Below are 21,613 nucleotides of genomic sequence, written 5' to 3'. Positions count from 1 at the left end.
TACCTCACAAACCTTACTAACAAATAACAGGGGATGTAGCTCAGGGGTAGAGCATCTGCTTTGCACGCAGAGGGTCAAGGGTTCGATTCCCTTCATCTCCACCATTCGCCAGTTTTTGGTATTTCTATAAAGCTATCAAACGGCGGACGCAGCATAAAGTCAAGCTTTTCACCATTTAAAGAAAGGTTAGAGAATACCAAATTTACTAAACTCCTCTTTTCTGCAATTGTCGAACCTATAAAGGTCTGATGGGCGTCGGAAGCTAGTTCTACTAGGGAAATCAGCATTCTTGCAAAATTATCATCTGCCTTATTGTGTGCTTCGATTTCCTTTATGGTATCTTCTCGTTTTTGAGCTAATTGTTGCCGCTTCTCTTCATGCTCTGCTTTACTTAATTCTCCATCAAGGAATAAATCCATTAGCCTATCCATACGAGTTTTAAGTTTAGTATTTTCAGCGTAAAGCTCGCTTAATCTTTTCTTATGGTAATCTTTTTCTGCATTTGCAGAAGTCTTTATATAAGTTATTACTTCTTGCAGTAGCTCACGGCTTAATTTCATTGATTTAAACACGTTCTCGACTTCTTGTAATGCTATTGTTTCAGGTACATATATAGCTTTCGCATGATTTGTTGCATCCCACATTCTTAAATAAGTCCATTGCCCTACCTTTCCATTAACGTAAGTTTTCTTTTTAAGGTCAGGAGTTACTATGCGACCACTATTGGCACATCTAATTAATCCTCTAAATATAAACTCCTTTTCTCTATATTTACCTTGCGCCTTCCGACCCCAATTTAGCCGTATTCTTTTGCAAGTGTCAAATAAGCTTTTATCAATAATAGTAGGGTATTTATGTGGATATTCTTTGCCAGTCTTCAGTAATCTCATTACTCCGTAATAAAAAGGATTCTGTATTATTTTATAAATATGTGATTTACACAAATGTCCTTGATTACCTCTCGAATTAGTTAAGCCCCATTCCTTGGTTTTCTTAAGGATTTGTATAAGGCTATAATTACCGGTAGCGTAAAGCTCAAATATCCTTTTAACCAATACTGCCCTATTTTCATCAATTACAATATCACTTTGACCTCGTTTAGAAACATCTTTTTTAACATGCAAATATCCTATCGGGGCAGTACTTACCCATCTACCTTCACGTAATTTTTGAGAAATAGCACGATTTATATTATCCTTAAGGCTGTCAACGTAATTTTGTGCCAGCATAATAAATATATTCCACAGCATCCGTTCTTGATTAGTAGAGTATTTATGGATAATGCAATTTTCCGTATAAAAATGTAATTCTATTTTTTCTTCTTTAATGAGTTTATTTAATAAAGGCACTTTTTCATAACTACGTTGCAACCTATCTACTTTATCGGTTACTACTGCTATTATTTCTTTATGTTTTTTAGCAAAGTCTATAGATTCCATAAACTTTTTGCGGTCTCCTTTAGTAGAAGATTCAGCAAACTCAAAAACTTTTAATACTTCAAGACCCTTACGTATACAATATTCTTGCATACGATGCTTTTGAGCATTAATTGAGTAGCCCTCCTCTTGCTCTTTAGATGACACCCTTGATAATAATATTGCTTTTGTTGCTACTTTTCTTTCTATCATAATAGTTTCTTTATATTTTTTATATACAACCTACATATACACATTATACTTTATTTTAATACTATAAGTTGAATAGCTACACGCAAAACTATTCTTTACGTAATGACATAATTTTAGTTCTTGCGTGTAACGGAGTTAATTTTATTTTACTATGTTGCTATCTTGCTTAATTGCCTTTAGCTTTTTCCCACTCAGAGTATCTAGCAGTTTCACGGGTAACATTCTCAAATCTACCCCATCCTTCAACATCCAGAATAGTACGCCATTTATTCCAGCTACCTATGTCAGGCGATTTATCATATATTACCGCTTGGCATAAAAAGTCGTTTTCACGTTTATTTAACTGGCGTAATGATAACTCTTTGCCTTCCCGTACATAAACATAAATTTTTATTAGCTCTGCGGTTCTAAGTGTTCCTATTACTGCCCACAGTATTTTATTTATAGGAGTGCGTAGGCTGTAATAATCTATTAGCACCATAACAGGTTTAACTTGCCAATTATTTATTATGCGTATTAGCTTATGGAAACTATCATAATCATAGGGACTTATAGATTTAACAGTTTTAAGTATTCCATGGCCTTTTTGTTCACAATAAGCGGTAAGCTCTTCTCTAATTTGTTTGCTTTCAAGATCAAAAGGAGGTTGTAAGAATAAGATTGGTTTTGATGTTAATTGTTCTTTGTGGTAGGTTTTATTATTTGGATTCGACATTTTAATACTCCCATTAGTTAAACTTAAATTGCTCAAGTTTTAACCACCAACGAATTTCAAGAAAATCCGGCGGTGGTCGGGGAGTTAGAAAAACTGCTTGAAGACAGCTACAATAGCTTTTAGGTTTAAAGTTTACACTTTAGACCCTGAACATATGCTATTATCCCCCAGACCGTAAAGTCGAGGAATGCACCATTTTATGGTTGATGCTCACCACTTCAAGTTTGGAGTTTCTACACCCCGAAATAACATTGCTGCTACTTCAGCTACGATTTTATACTGAACTCCCCGGAAAAGTCAACTCTCAATTAAGTTTTACTAAGAACTTTGAGAATAATATAGTTATCGCTCTGTTTCCTTTATCTGATAAGCTTCCTAGGTGTTAATACAAACCTATTAATATAATATATGCTATATATATGATAGTTTATGATGGATTCCCCCTGGTATCTTCTATTATTTTCTGCAATTTCACTCCGTTTTTAACTATTTTTATCTAAAAACATGTGCGCAAAGCTAGATAGGGGGTTAGCCCGCATAGAATAGGGGTATAGGGGGCAAACGCAGAAAGATTTTTTTGAGAGCATTAATCATTTATACCAAAAATTTTCACTTTTTGTATATAAAATAATTTGTTTAACTTTCACCTAATATTTCAGTTCCAGGTAAACTGCTATATAAATACATTTCAGGAGATGGTGCAGAAATTAAAGCTCTAAAAAATTAAGCGTTTCCTCTTTATTATTACATTCTTTGTCGTATTTAATACTGCACTGATCACATGCTAATTTTATCTTATCATCTGCTACCAAATCTTTTAATTTTTTTACTTCTTCTACGGTAGCAAATTTTATATTATAAAAGCCTTCTGCTGCTGCATCTGACATAAAATTTACTTCTTGTTCAACCGTCATATTTATAGTATGCATATGTCTAGTATCTCCGCTAGTTAACCAAGAAACATAAGGTAAACTACTATCGTATTTTTGAAATAATCCCCAACACCAGCCTTGCTCCGCTCCTTCCGTATTTAAAGGAATCTTAATATAGCTTGCGTTGGCAAAAATTACGCCATTGTTAAATATATTATATCTGTCTATATCATTTATATTATAATGCTGCATTTTGGGAGTATAAGCTATAATTGCTCCAGTCCAATTAGATTTACATGTAAAATGTCTTTTCATAGTTCACCTTTTTAAAATTTAATTAAAAACTTTTACAAGATAGAAAAATATATATAAATATTATTAACTCACAATAATAAAATAATATTATATAATATCATCTTCTTCACCCATTAATTTAATTAAGTCTGGATAAGTTTTTTCATATTGATCTATTAGCTCAATTGCTTCTATTTTATAATGAGATGATAATTTAACTTGATCACTTTCTACTAGCCCTCTTAACTCTTTTATTTCTTGTAAAGTAGCATAATGAACGCTAACCTCCTCCCCATCTTTTGCATCATACCATTGACTTTGAGCATCCCATAAAAGGGCATTTTGCATACTGGTATTGTCACTAAGATTTGTTGGCTCTAAATCTGACTTCACAAATAAATTTTTTCTTATTGAAGTTGCTGGACTTTCCACAATAGGTAAATATGTCAATCCAAAACACTTATCGTTAGTTATACAAAACGGTTCTGCAGGCGTTTTAGAATTAATGCTTAAAAATGCACCTTTATAGAAATCAGGAATAAAACCATAAATTTTTATTTTATAGTATTGATTTATATAATTCATATCGTTTTTAAATAAAATTTTTTCTTTCATTTTTACCTTTTTAAGTAGTTAAATTCTTTTTATCAAAGTAGCCTAGCTATTTCAGCTTTTGATTACAACATAAAATTATAAAAATCTGCTAAATCAAAAGTAGAAAAAGCTATAATAAACTATACAGATGTAGGGTTACCTAAAGCTTAATATTTTTATTTTAATATAGTTTATATATGAGTACAAAATACTCACCAAAGAATTACAGCTTGTTTGAAAAGTACCTAAGTAAAATATCAAAAGCTATAACGACTAAATTTGGCTCGAGAGAGAATATTATAACATTTTTGGAGGAGCTCTGTAATAGCGGACATGTAGGACTTGCTGCCAGAAAAACATTAAGTAATCTAATCTCGCCGCTATTGCTATACAAGGTTATTAATAGTGATAGGCACTTAAGCAAGTGTGTTAAGCTTGCTCTTACTTACGCTGCCGAAATGGCTGAAGCGGTTTTATACGATCGAGCTATTAACGGTTATGAGGAATTAATATATAATGAGCAAGGCGAATGTATTTCCAAGAAGAAAAAATACTGCTCTAAAAGTTTATTGGAATATTTAAAAGCTAACTCACCGAAATATCAAACTAATATCAAAAACGTTGGTGAGATTAAAAAACCGGATAGTATACCGATTATTTCAGATGACATTGATATATTTGAGGTAGAGGCTTATAAAGCAGAAGAAACAGAAAGTGAAGAAGAAGCAAATAGTTAATAATGGCAGAGTTAATAAACAGAAGATTATAAAATTCCCTGTAGATTGGTCGCCTTATCCGTTTCAGTTGCCGCTATGGCGTTATTTGTATAAAGGCGGTAAGAAAGCAATCGCCATCTGGCATAGAAGGGCCGGCAAGGATATTATGGGGATTAACTGGATTACGGCTGCAGCACTTCGGGAAGTTGGGATATACTGGTATGTTTACCCGACCTATAACCAAGCTAAAATGTCGGTATGGGACGGCATGACCTTAGATGGTAGAGCTTACATGTCATTTATTCCGAAATCGGCAATTGCCAAAAGTCAGCAATATAAACAAAGAATAGTATTTAAAAACGGCTCGGTAATTCAGTTTGTCGGTAGTGATAGATATGCAAGCATAAGGGGCAGCGGTATAAAAGGGGCGGTAATCTCTGAGTATTCTTATCATGACCCTAGAGCTATGAGTTCGGTAATAGAGCCGATGGTAATACGCAATAACGCCTGATTATTATATTTATATACACCTGCTGATAATGCAAAATTAACTCATGGCGAAGAGTTATATTTAAAATATAAAAATGATAAGAACGCTTTTTGTGAGATTAAGACTATTGAAGATACTACGGACTGTGAAGACAAGCCGTTAGTAGCGATTACCAGCCTTAAGTCAGTAGACATGACGACGGAAGAAATCCGTAGAGAATTCTACTGTGACTTTGAGGCCTATAGATTTAAAAGAGCTGATCAGGGCGGTACTTTTGTAGAGCAGCTGCGATTAGCAGAAGCTGAAGGACGCATTGGCTTAATACCACATGATCCTGCTTATAAAGTAAATACCTACTGGGATATTGGTATAGTTGATTATACTGTCATCTGGTTTGCGCAAGAAAAACAAGAGTCGATTGATATTATAGATTTTTATATTAATCGTGGCAAAGGCTTAGAGTTTTACTTAAATCATTTAAGATTTAGACCTTATCAATATGGGCGTAATATATTACCGCATGATATGGCTAGGCGTCAGATGCCGACTTTGGACACGAGATTACAACAAGCAAACGAGGTAGCCGAGAAGCTGTGCTTTGCACCTTTTGACTTAGGACGGAAATATTTACGTGAAGAAATGATAAACAAAGCTCGTAATTTGCTTACGGCAAACTATTTACGAATAGACGAGAGAAAATGCCGAGAAGGGTTAAACGGCTTATATGAGTTTGACGCCGGTAAGCGTAGCACTCATTCAAGTTCTACTCGGTGTACTGATATTACTGAGAGCTTTTGTTATTTAGCGATGGACGTTAAAACTGGTAAGCAGCAAGCGCAATCTGGAATTAACTACTTAAGTTATAATAAAGTTATTAGTGATTATAACGCCTTAGAATTATAGAGGAGAAAAGAAATGGGAGGGTTCTTCAGAAAACCGTTTAAGGCACTTACTGGAGCGATAAGCAGGTACGTGCCAGGCGGGAAATATCTAACTGGTCGAGAGACCGCGCGGCAGAAATCTCTTTATAATAATGATCTCAATATTTACAATAATTATGCAGCAGAGGCTCAAAGTACCATAGATAATCTTAGCAAGCAATTATCCGAATCGGCACAGAAATTGCAAAGCATCGAACAGCAGAAACATCAGCATGGACAGAATAGCGGACATTTACACAATCAGGTAGAGCAATATCAACGAGGGTTACAGAATCTAGAGCAGCAAAAAACAGCTTTAGGGTCTGAAGCTAACGCTTTACAAATTGTTGCTCCTGTCGGTGATAATAGTACCAATAAAATCAGTAAAAATCGTAAGACCAATCAACACGAATATAGCTCGGAATATATTTATTTAGCCGAACAGCAAGTAATAGCCGAGTCCGGTTATTCATATTTTCCATTCTTTGTCACAAGGTAGATTAAAGAGGAAGGAGAAGTATACGGCTATGCTCCTGCTCATCATGTACTCCCTGATATAAAGCTACTTAACTCATTAAGACAAATAATGCTTAAGGTAGCACAGAAACAATTAGAGCCGCCATTGTTAGTGCCGAAAGACGGTTATTATTTACCACTATACACCAAGCCAGGTTCAATAAACTTTTATCGTAACGGCATGGCAGATAAGATAATACCGCTTACAGCACATAAGAATATCATACCAACCGAGATAGAACAAAACCAGTGTCGAGATTAGTGTCGAGATTCGATATTTAAAGCGTTCTATATTGATATATTTCGTATGCAGAAGGAAAACAAAGAAATGACTGCAACGAAGGTGCAAATCCGGAATGAAGAACAAATGCGGATGATGTCACCAATGGTTGGCAGAATCGAGACTGAGTTTTTAAACCCGTTTATTAAAGCTATTTACGGCATACTTAACAAATATAACAAATTACCGATATTAGAGGGACTCGCAAATGTGCAGTTAGATATCAGCTACACCTCCCCTTTAACAAGAGCGCAGAAATCAGCGGCTATTACCAGTATTGAGCAGATTATAGGGTTTGTGCAACGTAGCGGCATTAGTAACTTCTGCCCTGAAATATACGATAAAATAAACTTTGATGAATTCTTAAAGCTATTATTTGAGTTAAGAGATGCACCACAAAGAGTATTAAAGAGCGAGCAGGAAGTATTACAGCTAAGACAACAACGTAAAATAGCACAGATGCAGCAAATGCAGCAACAACCAGTATAGGGATAAGTTAATGAAGATTTTAATTGAGAACAATAAACCTGTTGAAAACGACTTAGAACTGACCATATCTAAAGCAAAAGATTTAGCACAAATTTATAGTAGAATGTTCACCTCAAAAGATGGTATAATGATACTTGAAGATTTAGCCAATATGACCGGCATGTATCGCAGCAATTTTATAGTCGATAATGATAGGCACACCGCTTTTTTAGAAGGACAGAGGGCATTGTTTCTTTATATCTGTTCCCAGCTGGAAAATAATACAAATAATATGGAAGGAAGTAGTTAATATGTCAAAAGTTAATCCGAGAGTAGATTTGGCTTTTAAAAAAATCTTTGGGGTAGAAGAAAATAAGGATCTACTGATATCTCTTATTAATTCAATAGTGTCAGAAGAAGACCAAGTTGTAGAAGTAATATTGCTTAATCCTTACAATCCCAAGAATTTTAAAGCAGACAAACTCTCTATTCTTGATATAAAAGCAAAAAGCGAAAGCGGTAAAAGATATAATATCGAAATCCAAGTAACCGATGAAGCGGATTATGATAAAAGAGCTTTGTATTACTGGGCAAAAATGTATACGGAGCAATTAAGGGAGGGATCAGATTATTCGGAATTAAATAAAACGATAGGAATACATATACTCAATTTTACCAGTATTACAGATACGGATAAGTATCATAACGCTTTTCAGTTAAAGGAAATAGAAAGCGGTTTAGTATATTTTAAAGATATAGAATTACATACAATAGAGCTTAATAAGTTTGCTAAAAATGCTAAAGAGGAGCTAACAGATATAATAGCAAAGGTAAAGAACTCGTTAGATGTATGGCTAGCTTTTTTAACTCGTCATGATTTACTTAACAAAGACAACTTACCGAAAGAACTAAACAATAAAACACTACAGAAAGCATTAGCAGTACTTGAGGTAATGAATTTTAGCGAAGAAGAAAGAAATGCGTATGAAGATCGTTTAAAGTGGCTCATGATTGAGGCTAATATTCTCAAAAAGGCTGAAGCAAAAGGCAGAGCTGAAGGAAAAGCTGAGAGAAATATAGAAATAGCAAAGAATTTATTAGTTAAAAATATCGATATAAATACTATATCAGAAATAACAGGGTTATCGGTAGAGGAAATAAAGGAACTAAAAGAGTAATACACAGTTAATAGGTGGTCGTTCCCCGCTACGCAGTATAACGACCATAAAAGGACGGCGTCGTGTTAGATAAGCACCCAAACCTGCAAAACGACGCAGTCACGACGTAAGTATATTATACTACTAAACGATTCAACCCACAACAAATTATTTTATATTTAGATTGAAAAAGATACTTTTTTTATAAGGAATAAAAATATGATAGAAGAACAAAATACGTTACAGGAAAATAATATAGGAGAAGCAGCTACGTCATGGCTTTCCAGCTTACCGGCAGAGTTACAAAAAGCCGAGTCTTTGAATAAGTTCAAAGATATATCCTCTTTAGCAAATAGTTATCTAGAAGCAGAGAAGAGCTTAAACAGCCGTATTGCGATTCCTAAGAATGATGCAGCTGAAGAAGATTGGCATAAATTTTATAGTCGTTTAGGACTGCCGGAAGATAAGAAATATACGGATAAGCGAGAGGCTGAAGATGAGCAATATTTAAGACAATATGAAGAGATGTTTTACCAAAGCGGCTTGAGTAAAAGGCAAGGAGAGAAGTTACTTGGCAGTTTATATAATTATTCTACAGATCTGCAGTCGAGACAGCAGGAAGAGTTGGAAGGAGTCCGCAATTCAAATATAGATTGGTTAAAGAAACATTATAACGACGGCTTTGATAGTAAAATGTCGGTGATGCAGGCGGCACTTAGTAAATTCGGCACGAAAGAATTAGCGGGATTAATAGAGGAATCAAATTACTCACCTGCGCTAGTAGATTTGCTCGTTAAGGTCGGTGAAACATTAAAATCGGACTCATTAGTAACAGGCAACGAAAAACCTGTAATACTAGGCGCTGAATCGGAATTAAAAGAGATAAAAAAGCTTGAATCCGACCATGATTTTATGGTAAAATATAGGAATAAAAATCATACGGGTCACGGGTCAGCCGTAACTCAAATGAACGAATTATACACGATCGCTTATAATACCAAGTGATAACTTCTTCGGGTCGTAAACTTTTCTAAAAAGTGAGCGGTAACCTTTTAAAAAGAAGCCACTAATAATTATCAAGTTAGATATTTATTAAAGCTTAACAATTTAAAAAGGTTACCGAGATGGAACAGATTACCGACGCACTAAAAGAACAATTCGCCCGCAATATCGCCTTAGTGGCACAACAAGAAGGCTCGAAACTCCGCAAATACGTCAATAACGAAACGCAAGAAACGGAAGTAATCCATTTTGAGACAATGGGGACTCATGAGGCATTACCGAGACACAAAACAGCTTCAGGTTATCATGAACCTAATCACCCTGACCAGTTAGAGAAACTTACTGATTTTAAAACTCCTGTAATAACAAGACGCCAGGCAGTAGCGCAAGCTTATTACTGGACGGCGGCGATGGATAGAAACGATAAGCTTAATCTGTTAAGTAACCCTACCAGCAAATTTCCTAAGATGGCGGGTTATGCGATGGGTAGACAACAAGACCGCTCTATAATAAACGCTTTTGCTTCGCCTATTAATAGCGGTAGAACAGGACAAAATCTCATCTACTTTGATGTAGCAAATAAAGTTATTCCGGTTGGTGTAAAACTGGTGGATGCGACACTTGCATTGTACGCTAATAATTTGATAGGTGACAATAACGGACAGCAGGGAGCTGTTAAAGCAAAAGAAGCGTTAAGAGTCGGAGGACTCACTGTCGATAAGTTATTAAAAGCGCATCAATTATTAAAAAAGCATAGTTTTGGAGCAGATGAGAAATATTATATTGTCTGTTCTTCTGCTCAAATCGGTAATTTACTCCGAGACAGCCAAGTAACAAGCCATGACTATAACAGTGTTAAAGCTCTTGTTAGCGGTGAAATAAACTCATTTGTCGGCTTTAATTTTATCATTACCGAGATGCTAGGAGGTATTAGAGGAACTGCAAACTCTATTCGAGACTGTTACGCTTTCACTGAAAGCTCTATAAGATTTGGCAGCGTTACTGGCTCCGTTGAGCGTCAAATAGATAGGCTGGTGCAATATCATTATGCACCGAGTTTATATTATTCGGAAAGTTTCGGCGCAACTAGAACTGAAGAAGGACAAATAGTTTGCATTAAATGTTTAGAATCTGTGGACGCGGCAGGACATAGAGGCGATCACTGGAAGATTTCTGCTGATGATGCTCATTTTAACGGCGCTACTTCAGCAAGTATAGTGCCATGGCAGATGGTGGGTAATGCGTGCCGCAATGTAGATAATACAGCTGATATTGCCGTTAATGCTTTAGAGCCTTTATTAGTTAAATAAATTATTTCTTAAAGTAATTAACTTGAAGTAATTAAAATGAAACAAGAAATAATCCGTAAAGCTTTAGTGTTGCTTGGCTCTAACAGTAGCAGTTACAGCAACGTGCAAAGCGGTAATAGCATCTCTAAAGCAGAGAATCTTTGTGAGGAGTTTGTAGAGCCGGCAACAGAGGAAGCTTTGTTGTCAGTTAAATGGGATTTTGCTTTAAAACGAGTGAATAAAATAGACGCAGAGACCAGCGGATTTAAAGAAATACCGAATATCAGCGATTGTATTAAACTTGCCGTTATAGTGCCGTCTAATTTGGGGAGGAAAGATTTACTTTAAAGGCGGTAATCTTACCTCGCTCTTTTATTACAGCGGTAAGATTTTAGAATTACTGCTTAATAATGATGGCAGAGCCTGGCAATTAGTCCCACAAAACTTTAGGCTAGTTGTCGCTCTCTCATTAGCATCGAAAGTAGCTTTTGCCCTTTACTCCGATAGCTTATTTGCTGATGGTCTGAAGAAACAATATTTAATTCATTTAGACCAAGCAAAGCGGCTTTATAATATCGGCTATAATATAGTTAACTCCGGTGAAGTATAGGTAAAAGTAATTTTAAGATAAAATTTTATGTCTGAACAATTTATCTATTCACAGAAAAACAATTTTTCGGGCGGGGAATTAACGCCTACTATCGAGGGACGCACGGAGCTTGGGCTTTATCAGAACGGCGCAAAAAAACTTACTAACTTTGTAATCTTGCCGTCAGGGGGAATTGTCAGGCGGCATGGGACTAAATTTGTGCATTTGTTTAAGGATTGTTGCCCTCGGAAAATAATCAGCGTGATGTTCTCAAGGGAATTATCATATTTACTGGTATTTGAAGCCCACCTAGACAAGACAATATGTTTATTCTTTGTTGATGGCAATTTGTTTTTGACTAGTAAAGTAATTCAGGATGAGGGGCAGAATTTCCATTTTAAACTTAAGAATTTCTCGCATACATGCTTTCAGGGAATAGCTTATATTAGCTTCGGTATTAATAGACCGATATTTAAATTTTCTGTTGACCCTGGTATAGTACAGGAGTTTTACAAGCATATAGCAGGTAGCGGGGCTACATCATCGGTTACACAAGCAGTAAATTTTCCTGATAAAGAAAAAATGTTTATTATAGAGCCGTTAAAAGCTCATGTTACTTATTATAAGCAAATGCAAAATAACGTATCAACACAAAAACCTTTTAATGAAGTAATCTATAATGCTGATATTGATAAAATAAATGATGTGTTAAAGAGTTTACATGCAGCAGGAAATGTTAACATTTACGAACAAAAGCAGGAAAAACTATATGCAAGTAGTGTAGTTACCTTTGAAAACCGCTTGTGGTGTTTTGGGGTAAATAAGAATATTCATTTAATTTGGGCAAGCTATAAGGGTGATTTTTACGATTTTCGTATGTCTTATAAAACTTTGCTTGAAGCACGCAATCCTCTTACTGCAATATCAGCTACTTTTTCTTCAAGTACTTTTGATAATGTATTATGGGCTGTGCCTTTCTCGAGTGAGATGTTGCTTGGCACTACCGACGGCATTTATTTAATAAAAGAAGGTGATAGATCAAAAGGCGAGTTTATCAGGATACATAAAGAGTTAGACGTACCGGTATCACCTATTAAGCCGGTTATAATCGGTAAAACAATATTTTTTGTCGAAGGTAGCGGTACCAAAATCAACAGCTTATATTACTCACAAGAAAAAGGCGGCTTTCAGCTCTCGGATATAACCGCCTACGCCGAGCATATATTTAGTAGCGGAATCAGGCAAATAGTCGGTATTAATAGCCCGTTTTCTATGATTTTTGTTGTGCTTAAAAACGGCTCATTTGCCAGCTTTACTTACTCGCAGGATTTAAAAATAATGGGCTGGACACCGCATAATTTAGGCGGCAATAATGCGATAGTGTTAAGCATTACTCCTATCTACAGCGAGGATGAAGATAAGTTATTTTTTCACGTAAGAAGATTAGACGATATAGCAGGAGGCAGTAAAGAATATATTGAGGTACTAGCGACAAAATATTTTACTATTAAAAGCTCTGAAATGCACAAGCCGGTTTATTTGGATTGTTATGTAGATATAACAAGACCGGAAGAGGCAGCGTTAGACCATGCTATAAAACAAGCTATTAAAAATGATAGTGGCGTAGAATTTAGAGGCGATAACACTAAGCTTGAAAATCTGGTACAAACACAAGCAGCAAATATCCTGAAACTAAATATTGGAAACGCTGATATTGATAATAACTTTATCGATAATAATTTTAAAGTTAATAATAAGCTTGTTAAGGATTTACTTACAAATGTGCAAGCTTCGTTAAAATTGTTCTTACAGAAATATTATAAAGAGCAATTGTCGCTTATAATGGAATTAATGGCTAGCTGCTTTGCATTTTACCGTTTAATAGGCAGATTATACTCGCTACTCTTGGATATCTTTAGCGAAGAAAACGAGAATATAGGGACGGCAGAGCAAATATTAAATGATGCGGAGCGGCTAAGCAATGATATAGCGATGTTGGTTACTAATATAGCAGGGCAGGACTTAAGCATTCCAAGTGAGATAAATAATAGCAGCTTAATAGAGTATCTACCAAATAACGCATTTTCCTTTAATATAAGTATTTGCGATAAAATCAAACAGCTAGATATAAATTTAATCAAATCATTAATCAGAGATATTAAAGAAGTAATAACTCTTACTAAAACCGCTATTGATTTGCAATTTGAAAAGATGCAAGAAATAAACGAGCTGCATAAGAGTGCGGCAGAGCTAAATAAAGCGTTGATTTTATATTATGCCAATAAGGATAATGACAACAGAAAAGAACTACTTACCAATTTACAAAAGTTTTTTAATAAGCGTATCCATAGTTTCTATAACGTTCTAAATGCTATTTGTCACCCTATTTTAACACCTTATATATTTGTAGCGAAATAAAAGAATTGGTGTTAAAAGAAATATCAAATTTAAATCAAACTACTAACGAGCTACAGCTAAAAAATAAAGTTAAAGCCGCAGTCCTTAATTTAATCAGAAAATTAGAGCAGAAATACGAAGCTAGTAAAATAATTAGTGTATCGACTAGTAAAAGACAAAAAGAAATTACTGATTTATTAACTAACTATTTATTAGAAAAAAACTTAAGCACTGAATTAAAAGAATTTTTACTAACCAAAGAATTTAGAAAATACGTTAAGCAAATTATAGAGCAACATTATATAGCTGACAGCTCAAGCGACGAGAGCGATATTGAACCTGAAATTACCAGCCATGATGAGGATCAGCTAAGCGTAAAAGTTTTTGATTTAATGCAAAATATTGGAGAAAACTTAAGAATATTTCATAATAGTATAATAGAGTATGCTGCGCTTATTATGCCTAATGACTCAAGACTATTACTTAAGGAGATCCTGGAAGATGGCAATAACCTTAAACTTGAGAAATATCTACTCTTATCGAAAAAATACTTTCCGTTATTTAAAAAGATGTTTCCTGATTTTAGCGTACATGATCTCGCACATCTTGCCCGTCACTGTTTGCCGTCCTTTAATCAGATATCGGCTAATTGGCTGCTTGATATTTATAAAAATAATATGGTGGCGATACTCGGTGATGAAGAAATGCACGAGCTAAAAATTATCGACAAAGTAGTAATAAAGCTAAAGCAGCCGGTAAGGTTTTTATCACTCGGTTTTAATTATAGCTCAATATTGCAGACATTTCCGTTTATTTTCCCTGATGAAATTGAACATAGCTATAAGAGTAATGTAGAAATCGGTATAAAAGTATTTAATACGAAAGGCGGTTATATAGAAGAGGCACTTGAGAACGGCGAGAGACATACGCAGCATCTTAATAGCAGATTTGTTGATAGTGACGATTTAGTTAGATTCGGTAGCGGAAAAAAGCATTTAGGGGAATATTTAGGAGTTAATAACGCTCTAAACCTACTTACCACCCCTTACAAATCAGGGTGGGTGAATTTTATTTTAAAAGAGCAAATTAAGCAGGACGTAGATTTTACTTTTGTGGTAGATAAGCCTTGCCCTGCAAGTATTTTAAAAATATACGCCAAGGCTAAAATATTACCAAGTTATAAAGAATTATAAACGTTATAGCTCTCTTATGAAGAAAAGAACCATAACGCTAGAAGTGGCATATATGCTAGCTGAGTTTACAGCAACTGACGTACCTAAACTTTTTATACCTAGCATGATAAATGCTGCTTTACTACACGATACGATAGAAGACACACCGCTCACGGAAGAAGAGATTGCCATTATTTTTGATAGAACTACCGCAACACATGTAGAAGGCTTAACCCGTGTTAAACCCTATGGCAAAATTAGTGCTGAAGAAAGTTTAAATTTATTAGTCAAGCAAAGAAGACACGAAACAATACTTATAAAAATGTTTGATCGAGTCCATAACATGCAAACCTTGGGAGCTAAATCCCCTGAAAAGATTAAGAAGATTACAGAAGAAACTATAAAAAGTTTTATACCTTTTACCATATATTTAGGTATAACTCAAATAGAGAAAAAATTAACTGAATTATGTTATAAGTACTTACCGATCAAGCCATTTTTGATAGAGAAGAATTTAATAGCGTGGGAGGAAAGTTCCCTGCCTCTTTTTCCAATTTTTCAAAATGGTACATACCAAATATAAACCCTATACTCGCGGGTACCATAATAATTAATAATCCATAATTATTGAAATGCATTATTAACCAATTAATACCAAACGAACTAATAACGTACATTATTGCTCTTGATGAAGCATACATTAATGCGCTGTAAGTAAAACGCTTAAAAACAGGAAAATGCTTAACTAAAATAGGAAAAGCAGGAGGAGTAGAGGTGCCAAAAAATACTACAAATAATTGTATTAAAAATATTTGAGTTGAATTAGTTACATTGTCTAGTAAATAAGGACAAAAAAGAACAAACGGAAGGAATAGAACCATCCTAAATTTTAGAATGCGTAAAGGATATATATAATAACTCAAATAAGCAGTTATTATCATTCCTAAAACTTGTACAACAGAAACAGAAAGGTTATTACGTATAATTTGCTCAGCACTAAAATTAAAAGAAATTTTTAAAATATTTCCACAATGTATAAAGGCAAAATAAAAACATACAGGCCATGCACATTCCATAAGCATTAAAGCCAAAGCACTTATTTTATTTACTTTTATATTATAAACAAAATTATCTTTTAGAGTTTTTTCATCTATATTAGCTTCTTGGTACTGTTTTTTAATCCGTCTCTTTGCATCAGCAAATTCTACAGTCTCACGTAAAGCATTTCTAGCAAACCCCCCTACTAATGCTATTGTAGCTCCAAATAAAAAAGCATATCTCCAATTAGTGCCGTAAGAAGTAACAAGAGTAGCAACAAATAAAGATGCGCAACCACCTAACCCAGCACAAGCTGAAGTTGCTGCAACACTTGGAAATTGTATAGACGGCTTGGTAACTTCTGTTATATACAGACCCGCTCCTATTATTTCCCCCATAGATGACATTCCTTGAACAATACGACATATTGTTATCACCCACGCAGACATAACTCCCATTGTTGCATAAGTGGGAAAAACAGCCATAACGAAACAAGATATAGACATCATAAATGTTGTAATAATAACTGTAGATTTTCTTCCTAAGGTATCACCTAGCCATCCAAATAAAATCGCTCCAAATGGCCTAAAAACAAATGCACTACAAAAGGCTAAGGAAGAAAAAAATGTATTATTGTGAATACCATCTGGCTTTGGAAAAAAAATCTCATTTAAAAATACTGCCATGTGTATATAAAGCATTAAATCAAAATATTCAAGAAAAGTACCTATGGAAAGTATACCAACGGCTTTTTTTTGTTCTTTATTTAAGTTCCTTTGCTCTTTCTCATAGCCTAACATCTTCTTAACAATTTAATTAAATGCTAAAAAACTATATTTTTTCCGTTGAAAGTCAAGAAGAATTTTCGCCTTTTGCGATAAAAAGATGAAATGTGGCTTAAACGCTTCATTATCACTTTATTTATTTAAATTTTTTGAAGTTTTTAGGATAGGTGTTAATAAAACGCCTTAGTATTGAGGAAATGGCAGAGCAAAAAAGATTATAATATATCGCAATGATGATATTTAGCAACATCTCCCGCTAAGTTAGTTTTTCCGTAATGTTCTATATTTAAAGGATCATTAAGAGTATGCGAAAAGTCAGCTGCTACAAAAATATCTAGAGCCTCGGATATTATCTGTGACGTCAATATTTCATTATTAGGATGATTATTGTACGTTGAGCCGACAAGCATCAGATATTTAATTGCTTTATCTAAGATGCCTTTTAAGTAAATGGGCTTTGATTGTAAAAATCCTGCTATATCGAATATTTCATCATTTCCACCTTTCATATATTTTTTACATATCGCGCTTTCTAAGTTATTTCCTACGGCTATATAATTTTACTTTATTTATATCTTGTTTAGTACCATAGCCATGATAATATGTAGTTTGTGCTTCTTTCTGCTCCGATATCATTATCTTTAAAACTTTTTTGTTTTGGCACTTTGGATTTTACATTCACTCCTAAATTTTTCTTATTACCATAATTTCTTAATTAACAGTTAAATAATTAGTAGACAATATAATTATTTTTTATATAAATAAGCATATAAAACAATTTAAAATGGAACTAACGATATGATAGAACTATTTGAAAGATTTGCGAATGATAATACCGAGATGTATTTTGATGACCGCACTCCTGTGTCTTTTAAGAACACAATAGAAAAATTGTGTAAAAATAATTCTCCTGCCGAAGCTCAACAAAAAATTCTAACTTCTTTACAAGCTTATGTAGCAGGAAATGCTAATAATGAAAATATGAAAGAAATAAAACATTTTCATGATTGGGCGCTTAATATTCATAACTCTCACTTAATAGCTCCTCCTGAGGGCGGATGGCCAAATAATATTTTTTTTAGAATATTACTAGAGCTTCGCACATTAAATTCAGCAGATCAGTTAAATCCTCAAGAAATTCTAATGCTGTGTATGATGGAGGGAATTAACGGTAGAAAAATTAATAAGGGTGAAACACCTACTACAGATTTTATTTCCACAACTCTTGCTACTCAAGTTGTCAAAGCTGTTAATACATTAGGGATCGAGGATGAAAAAAGTCAAATTTTTAAACAAAAATATGTACAAAATTCTAGCCTAGTTAAGCAATATAAATCGTTTATGCAAGGATATGAAGCCTTTAAAAATTCTCAAGATTCATTAATCGGTTATTTAGCTGCCAAAGATGCACTTGAATTAGAACATACAAAGAATCCTAATACCGGAGCAAATGCTTATTTACCTAAAACATTAGCGCCAGAATTCTTAAGTCAATTAGATAGTGTACAAATTAAAGCTTCTGAAGTTACAGATTTTTTAAATAAACAAGCTGATGAATTTAAAGAATTAATCCCAAATATAGGAAAAAATAGAATTTCTAAATCAGAAGAATTACTTTTATGGGATCTATCAGAATATGTAGAAAAAATAGTAGTAGCTTTAAAATTAGCTAATATAGATAATTTAGATATGCTTTTAAGTAAGCCATTTGTTGAAGAAATTATTACTCGTAATAAAACTGGAAATTATCCTGTTGCTAATGAACGTGCTATGGATTTAAAAGAGCTTGAGCAGGTAACAACGATATTTCAACAAGAAGAAATTCATGATTATAATGAACCAGGTATATTAGGAAATACAAACGATTTATTAATATGAAAACTTTCCGGAATATTTCTTGATCACAATAGGCATTATTGCATGACTCGATTTTTCCGTCATTGTAAGGATATTCGAAGAATCAACGCGGCAATCTAAGACTCTTGCCGTCATTGCGAGCGAAGCGAAGCAATCAAGCTCTTTTTTCTTAGATTGCCACGCTTTTTGCAATCGCTCGCAATGATTTTTGTAGTGTGCCACGGTCGGGATGCTGCTTCTCCTCATAATGACAGTACTCACATGTAACAATAATTTATTAGTAACCGTTTAGAAATTTATCATATGTAGCCATCACGCCTGCTTTATCTCTTTCTCGTACTCGCTTGTTGCCTAAATATACTCCCCACGGTTCTAAATTTTTGCTAACTATTGATCCCGCTCCTACAGCCACTCCTTCTCCAATTGTAACTCCCGGTAAAATAACGCAATTACTACCAATTATACTGAATTTTTCTATAATTATCGGGGCTTGATAAATATTTCTGTATTTTTCTGGAATAGTTGAATTGCCAAATCCCCAGTTTTTGAAATCATCAGTTTTAGTTACGATTCTACTACCGCTAGAAATAGCTGTAAAATCCTGTATCTCAAAATGGTCTCCACCATTGATTGAACAAAAGCTAGCAATATGAACAAAATTACCAATTTTCATCTTTTTTTGTGCGTATATGAATACAAAATCATCAATGATAACGTCATGCCCAAATTCTATATTTTCTTTACCTATTATTTTGGTATACTCGAAAGTTTTTAAAGGCATTTTATTATTTTCTATTAATTAGCAATAATTTTATATATTTTATTCCACTCATTAATACTTGCTTTTTTGAAGTATGTACTATTTTATTAAACAATGACTTTAATAAAGCTCTACCTGAAACCTCCTGATTAAACGAACCATTTAAAGAGGCGATTTCCCAAAATTTTTTATCATCAAAATTATATTTTGTTATTAAAATATAACGTATGTCAGTATCTTTTAGCCAATTATACAATTTTTCAATAGCAAAAATATTATAGCATCCCATTCGAAGATAAAGAAAAGCTTTTTCGATTTCGTACTCTTCAGAACCCACAAAATCTTTATTGTATAAAAAATCTTTAAACCCTTCCTTAAAAACTGCAATAGGCATTTCATCAAAAAAAGATCTCATAATTAAATGCGCTTCAGTCCTTCCTCTAATTTGATTCTCTAAACTTGGACTACTAGTATTTTTATTATTTTTAAGAATTCGGAATTTAACTAATTGCTCAGGCAAAACATGTAATTGAAATTTTTTACAAAATTTAATCCACATATCTAAATCAGGAAGTTGTCGGTATCTATTATCATAAAGGCCTAATACATCGTAGCATTTTTTTTTAATAAGTATGCTTGGATGACATAAACAATTTCCTTCAAAAAAAAACCTTTTTAACCACTGACCCGAGGATCTATTATTTTGTTGAAAAATATCACTAAAAAAAGGCTTTTCTTCTGCTTTAAATGGCTTCATATTTTCATCAAGAAATAATGCAGAGCTAAATACCGCATCTATTTTTCTATTATCTAACAGAAAACTAATTTGCTTTTGTAATTTATCTTTTACCCATACATCATCAGAATTAATAACTGCTATGTATTCACCCTTTGCCATTGAGATAGAATTATTGATAGCCGCACAAGCACCTTGATTATGTTCAAATATAAAAAACTTTATTTTTTTATTTTGAATATTTTGGATCACTGCAACGGTATTATCAGTAGAGCCATCATCCGTAATAATTATTTCAAAATCCTGAAAAGTCTGATTAAGAACGCTATATATCGCTTCTTTTACATATAATCCATGATTATATGAAGCCATTACGACACTAATTAAAGGATTATTTTCTTTCATGACACCTATTTTCTAAAGTATTTATACCATAAACGATAAATAATAGGAGGGCACATTAAATCAATAATTATCCATCCTAATCTAGGCATACATAAATTCCAACCGTTAATACGTAAATAATTATATATGGAAGATATGGATTTTGTCTTACTATAATGAATTTTTAGAGTATTAAATTCATTGTCAAATTTATAGTTTAAAAATTTATTGTAAGTAGGAATAATGGTTAGCAAATCTAAATTTCTTTTTTCTTGAGTTTTCTGAGACCATACTCCATCCTTGTGAATTCTATAGATAGACATAGGTTCTTTTAGATAGCCTATTAGACCATATTGAGAATTGACTATATTGAACATCCAATCATATACTTCCATTTCAAAGAGAGAGTCGGGTATTTGTTCTATTATTTTTTTCCTATACATACAAGTAGAAAAGTTACCTATAAAATTATGAGAAATTAAATCTGCCGTAACTAAAATTTCTTTTTTATGACTCATATCATCTGATAAAGAGAAACGCCCGGTAAATTGATCACGCCTAATGAATCTATTGTAACAGAAACTACATTCTTGATGATTATCTAAAAACTCCATTTGCTTTAAAAGCTTAAAAGGAGAAGTCCAATAATCATCTCCCTCTAGAACAGCTATATATTCACCCTTACATGCTCGAAAAGCACGTTGATAATTTTTAGTAATTCCTAAATTTTTAGAAGAATTAAGCACTATAATATTATCATTTTGAAGTTGATATTCTTCAATAATTTTTCTTGTATTATCCGTAGAGCAATCATCTGCTACTACAATCTCATATGCAACAGCTAGTTGTTGCATTAAAATACTATCAATAGCTTCTCTTATATACTTTTCGTTATTATAAGATACAAGCAATATACTTAATTTAAGATGCATCATTATTCTTTATTTTAGTTAA

The 21,613-nt window shown here is 33.5% G+C and carries 22 protein-coding genes, 1 tRNA gene and 1 pseudogene; 15 read left to right on the top strand and 9 right to left on the bottom strand.

Annotated features, from left to right (window positions below):
* Window positions 1-29 precede the first annotated feature (29 nt).
* Window positions 30-104 (top strand) — tRNA-Ala (locus tag OTR29_RS02660).
* Here the strand turns inward: OTR29_RS02660 and OTR29_RS02655 are convergent.
* The 4 genes from OTR29_RS02655 to OTR29_RS02640 all read right to left on the bottom strand — a co-directional run bounded on the left by OTR29_RS02655 (window position 93) and on the right by OTR29_RS02640 (window position 4,124).
* On the bottom strand, window positions 93-1,628 hold the full coding sequence (locus OTR29_RS02655; protein ID WP_422229123.1) for a recombinase family protein: 1,536 nt from the start codon (window positions 1,626-1,628) through the stop codon (window positions 93-95). The genes OTR29_RS02660 and OTR29_RS02655 overlap by 12 nt on opposite strands.
* Window positions 1,629-1,794: 166 nt before the next feature.
* Window positions 1,795-2,343, bottom strand: coding sequence for a hypothetical protein (locus tag OTR29_RS02650; RefSeq protein WP_422229122.1), 549 nt, complete (start codon window positions 2,341-2,343; stop codon window positions 1,795-1,797).
* Between the two features lie 707 nt (window positions 2,344-3,050).
* Window positions 3,051-3,530: a hypothetical protein gene (locus OTR29_RS02645; protein ID WP_422229121.1), complete on the bottom strand. Its 480-nt coding sequence runs from the start codon at window positions 3,528-3,530 to the stop codon at window positions 3,051-3,053.
* Window positions 3,531-3,617: 87 nt separating this feature from the next.
* A complete protein-coding gene (locus OTR29_RS02640) occupies window positions 3,618-4,124 on the bottom strand; it encodes a hypothetical protein (protein ID WP_422229120.1) in 507 nt (168 codons plus the stop codon).
* A 176-nt stretch (window positions 4,125-4,300) separates the two neighbouring features.
* Here OTR29_RS02640 and OTR29_RS02635 point away from each other — a divergent pair, with 176 nt between their 5' ends.
* The 13 genes and pseudogenes from OTR29_RS02635 (at window position 4,301) to OTR29_RS02575 (ending at window position 15,682) form a co-directional block, all read left to right on the top strand.
* A complete protein-coding gene (locus OTR29_RS02635) occupies window positions 4,301-4,840 on the top strand; it encodes a hypothetical protein (RefSeq protein WP_422229119.1) in 540 nt (179 codons plus the stop codon).
* Window positions 4,818-5,330 (top strand): hypothetical protein, encoded by a 513-nt coding sequence (locus OTR29_RS02630; protein ID WP_422229118.1) that lies wholly within the window; start codon window positions 4,818-4,820, stop codon window positions 5,328-5,330. Before OTR29_RS02635 ends, OTR29_RS02630 begins: the two co-directional genes overlap by 23 nt.
* 171 nt (window positions 5,331-5,501) lie before the next feature.
* Window positions 5,502-6,212 carry a hypothetical protein gene (locus OTR29_RS02625; RefSeq protein WP_422229117.1) on the top strand — a complete coding sequence of 237 codons (711 nt, stop codon included), beginning with the start codon at window positions 5,502-5,504 and terminating at the stop codon, window positions 6,210-6,212.
* Window positions 6,213-6,224: 12 nt separating this feature from the next.
* Window positions 6,225-6,728, top strand: coding sequence for a hypothetical protein (locus OTR29_RS02620; protein WP_422229116.1), 504 nt, complete (start codon window positions 6,225-6,227; stop codon window positions 6,726-6,728).
* Window positions 6,729-7,514, top strand: a pseudogene (locus tag OTR29_RS02615) (portal protein).
* A 10-nt stretch (window positions 7,515-7,524) separates the two neighbouring features.
* Complete coding sequence (locus OTR29_RS02610) at window positions 7,525-7,803, top strand: Bbp19 family protein (RefSeq protein ID WP_422229115.1); 279 nt, start codon at window positions 7,525-7,527, stop codon at window positions 7,801-7,803.
* 1 nt (window position 7,804) lies between these two features.
* Complete coding sequence (locus tag OTR29_RS02605) at window positions 7,805-8,671, top strand: Rpn family recombination-promoting nuclease/putative transposase (protein ID WP_422229114.1); 867 nt, start codon at window positions 7,805-7,807, stop codon at window positions 8,669-8,671.
* Between the two features lie 198 nt (window positions 8,672-8,869).
* On the top strand, window positions 8,870-9,655 hold the full coding sequence (locus OTR29_RS02600) for a hypothetical protein (RefSeq protein ID WP_422229113.1): 786 nt from the start codon (window positions 8,870-8,872) through the stop codon (window positions 9,653-9,655).
* 119 nt (window positions 9,656-9,774) lie between these two features.
* A complete protein-coding gene (locus OTR29_RS02595; RefSeq protein WP_422229112.1) occupies window positions 9,775-10,962 on the top strand; it encodes a phage capsid protein in 1,188 nt (395 codons plus the stop codon).
* A gap of 36 nt (window positions 10,963-10,998) precedes the next feature.
* Window positions 10,999-11,289: a hypothetical protein gene (locus OTR29_RS02590; protein WP_422229111.1), complete on the top strand. Its 291-nt coding sequence runs from the start codon at window positions 10,999-11,001 to the stop codon at window positions 11,287-11,289.
* A gap of 289 nt (window positions 11,290-11,578) precedes the next feature.
* Window positions 11,579-13,948 (top strand): phage tail protein, encoded by a 2,370-nt coding sequence (locus tag OTR29_RS02585; RefSeq protein ID WP_422229110.1) that lies wholly within the window; start codon window positions 11,579-11,581, stop codon window positions 13,946-13,948.
* 8 nt (window positions 13,949-13,956) lie between these two features.
* Window positions 13,957-15,120, top strand: a complete 1,164-nt coding sequence (locus OTR29_RS02580) for a hypothetical protein (RefSeq protein ID WP_422229109.1) — start codon at window positions 13,957-13,959, stop codon at window positions 15,118-15,120.
* A gap of 16 nt (window positions 15,121-15,136) precedes the next feature.
* A complete protein-coding gene (locus OTR29_RS02575) occupies window positions 15,137-15,682 on the top strand; it encodes an HD domain-containing protein (protein WP_422229108.1) in 546 nt (181 codons plus the stop codon).
* On the opposite strand, the gene OTR29_RS02570 is transcribed toward OTR29_RS02575, so the two are convergent.
* Both OTR29_RS02570 and OTR29_RS02565 read right to left on the bottom strand, forming a co-directional pair.
* On the bottom strand, window positions 15,588-16,937 hold the full coding sequence (locus OTR29_RS02570; protein WP_422229107.1) for an MFS transporter: 1,350 nt from the start codon (window positions 16,935-16,937) through the stop codon (window positions 15,588-15,590). The genes OTR29_RS02575 and OTR29_RS02570 overlap by 95 nt on opposite strands.
* Window positions 16,938-17,137: 200 nt before the next feature.
* Window positions 17,138-17,431, bottom strand: coding sequence for a hypothetical protein (locus OTR29_RS02565; protein WP_422229106.1), 294 nt, complete (start codon window positions 17,429-17,431; stop codon window positions 17,138-17,140).
* Window positions 17,432-17,720: 289 nt separating this feature from the next.
* On the opposite strand from OTR29_RS02565, the gene OTR29_RS02560 reads away from it, so the two are divergent.
* The gene (locus OTR29_RS02560) at window positions 17,721-18,800 is read left to right on the top strand and encodes a hypothetical protein (RefSeq protein ID WP_422229105.1); all 1,080 of its coding nucleotides are present in this window, start codon (window positions 17,721-17,723) and stop codon (window positions 18,798-18,800) included.
* A 256-nt stretch (window positions 18,801-19,056) separates the two neighbouring features.
* Here OTR29_RS02560 and OTR29_RS02555 read toward each other — a convergent pair whose 3' ends face one another.
* The 3 genes from OTR29_RS02555 to OTR29_RS02545 are packed head-to-tail and all read right to left on the bottom strand — an operon-like array spanning window position 19,057 to window position 21,594.
* Window positions 19,057-19,560 (bottom strand): acyltransferase, encoded by a 504-nt coding sequence (locus OTR29_RS02555; RefSeq protein ID WP_422229104.1) that lies wholly within the window; start codon window positions 19,558-19,560, stop codon window positions 19,057-19,059.
* Window positions 19,561-19,564: 4 nt separating this feature from the next.
* Window positions 19,565-20,680 (bottom strand): glycosyltransferase, encoded by a 1,116-nt coding sequence (locus OTR29_RS02550; protein WP_422229103.1) that lies wholly within the window; start codon window positions 20,678-20,680, stop codon window positions 19,565-19,567.
* A gap of 5 nt (window positions 20,681-20,685) precedes the next feature.
* Window positions 20,686-21,594, bottom strand: coding sequence for a glycosyltransferase family 2 protein (locus OTR29_RS02545; protein WP_422229102.1), 909 nt, complete (start codon window positions 21,592-21,594; stop codon window positions 20,686-20,688).
* Between the last annotated feature and the right edge of the window lie 19 nt (window positions 21,595-21,613).

The sequence above is a fragment of the Rickettsia endosymbiont of Halotydeus destructor genome (assembly GCF_049278075.1).
GTDB lineage: Bacteria > Pseudomonadota > Alphaproteobacteria > Rickettsiales > Rickettsiaceae > Rickettsia.
The sequence above is the reverse complement of the archived record's forward strand: the minus strand, read 5'-3'. Positions and strand labels throughout refer to the sequence as shown.

Bases quoted from the DNA above. Each gene is read 5' to 3' on its own strand.
- OTR29_RS02655 (WP_422229123.1), bottom strand. From the start codon at position 1,628: ATGATAGAAAGAAAAGTAGCAACAAAAGCAATATTATTATCAAGGGTG.
- OTR29_RS02650 (WP_422229122.1), bottom strand. From the start codon at position 2,343: ATGTCGAATCCAAATAATAAAACCTACCACAAAGAACAATTAACATCA.
- OTR29_RS02645 (WP_422229121.1), bottom strand. From the start codon at position 3,530: ATGAAAAGACATTTTACATGTAAATCTAATTGGACTGGAGCAATTATA.
- OTR29_RS02640 (WP_422229120.1), bottom strand. From the start codon at position 4,124: ATGAAAGAAAAAATTTTATTTAAAAACGATATGAATTATATAAATCAA.
- OTR29_RS02635 (WP_422229119.1), top strand. From the start codon at position 4,301: ATGAGTACAAAATACTCACCAAAGAATTACAGCTTGTTTGAAAAGTAC.
- OTR29_RS02625 (WP_422229117.1), top strand. From the start codon at position 5,502: ATGACGACGGAAGAAATCCGTAGAGAATTCTACTGTGACTTTGAGGCC.
- OTR29_RS02620 (WP_422229116.1), top strand. From the start codon at position 6,225: ATGGGAGGGTTCTTCAGAAAACCGTTTAAGGCACTTACTGGAGCGATA.
- OTR29_RS02610 (WP_422229115.1), top strand. From the start codon at position 7,525: ATGAAGATTTTAATTGAGAACAATAAACCTGTTGAAAACGACTTAGAA.
- OTR29_RS02605 (WP_422229114.1), top strand. From the start codon at position 7,805: ATGTCAAAAGTTAATCCGAGAGTAGATTTGGCTTTTAAAAAAATCTTT.
- OTR29_RS02600 (WP_422229113.1), top strand. From the start codon at position 8,870: ATGATAGAAGAACAAAATACGTTACAGGAAAATAATATAGGAGAAGCA.
- OTR29_RS02595 (WP_422229112.1), top strand. From the start codon at position 9,775: ATGGAACAGATTACCGACGCACTAAAAGAACAATTCGCCCGCAATATC.
- OTR29_RS02590 (WP_422229111.1), top strand. From the start codon at position 10,999: ATGAAACAAGAAATAATCCGTAAAGCTTTAGTGTTGCTTGGCTCTAAC.
- OTR29_RS02585 (WP_422229110.1), top strand. From the start codon at position 11,579: ATGTCTGAACAATTTATCTATTCACAGAAAAACAATTTTTCGGGCGGG.
- OTR29_RS02575 (WP_422229108.1), top strand. From the start codon at position 15,137: ATGAAGAAAAGAACCATAACGCTAGAAGTGGCATATATGCTAGCTGAG.
- OTR29_RS02570 (WP_422229107.1), bottom strand. From the start codon at position 16,937: ATGTTAGGCTATGAGAAAGAGCAAAGGAACTTAAATAAAGAACAAAAA.
- OTR29_RS02565 (WP_422229106.1), bottom strand. From the start codon at position 17,431: ATGAAAGGTGGAAATGATGAAATATTCGATATAGCAGGATTTTTACAA.
- OTR29_RS02560 (WP_422229105.1), top strand. From the start codon at position 17,721: ATGATAGAACTATTTGAAAGATTTGCGAATGATAATACCGAGATGTAT.
- OTR29_RS02555 (WP_422229104.1), bottom strand. From the start codon at position 19,560: ATGCCTTTAAAAACTTTCGAGTATACCAAAATAATAGGTAAAGAAAAT.
- OTR29_RS02550 (WP_422229103.1), bottom strand. From the start codon at position 20,680: ATGAAAGAAAATAATCCTTTAATTAGTGTCGTAATGGCTTCATATAAT.
- OTR29_RS02545 (WP_422229102.1), bottom strand. From the start codon at position 21,594: ATGATGCATCTTAAATTAAGTATATTGCTTGTATCTTATAATAACGAA.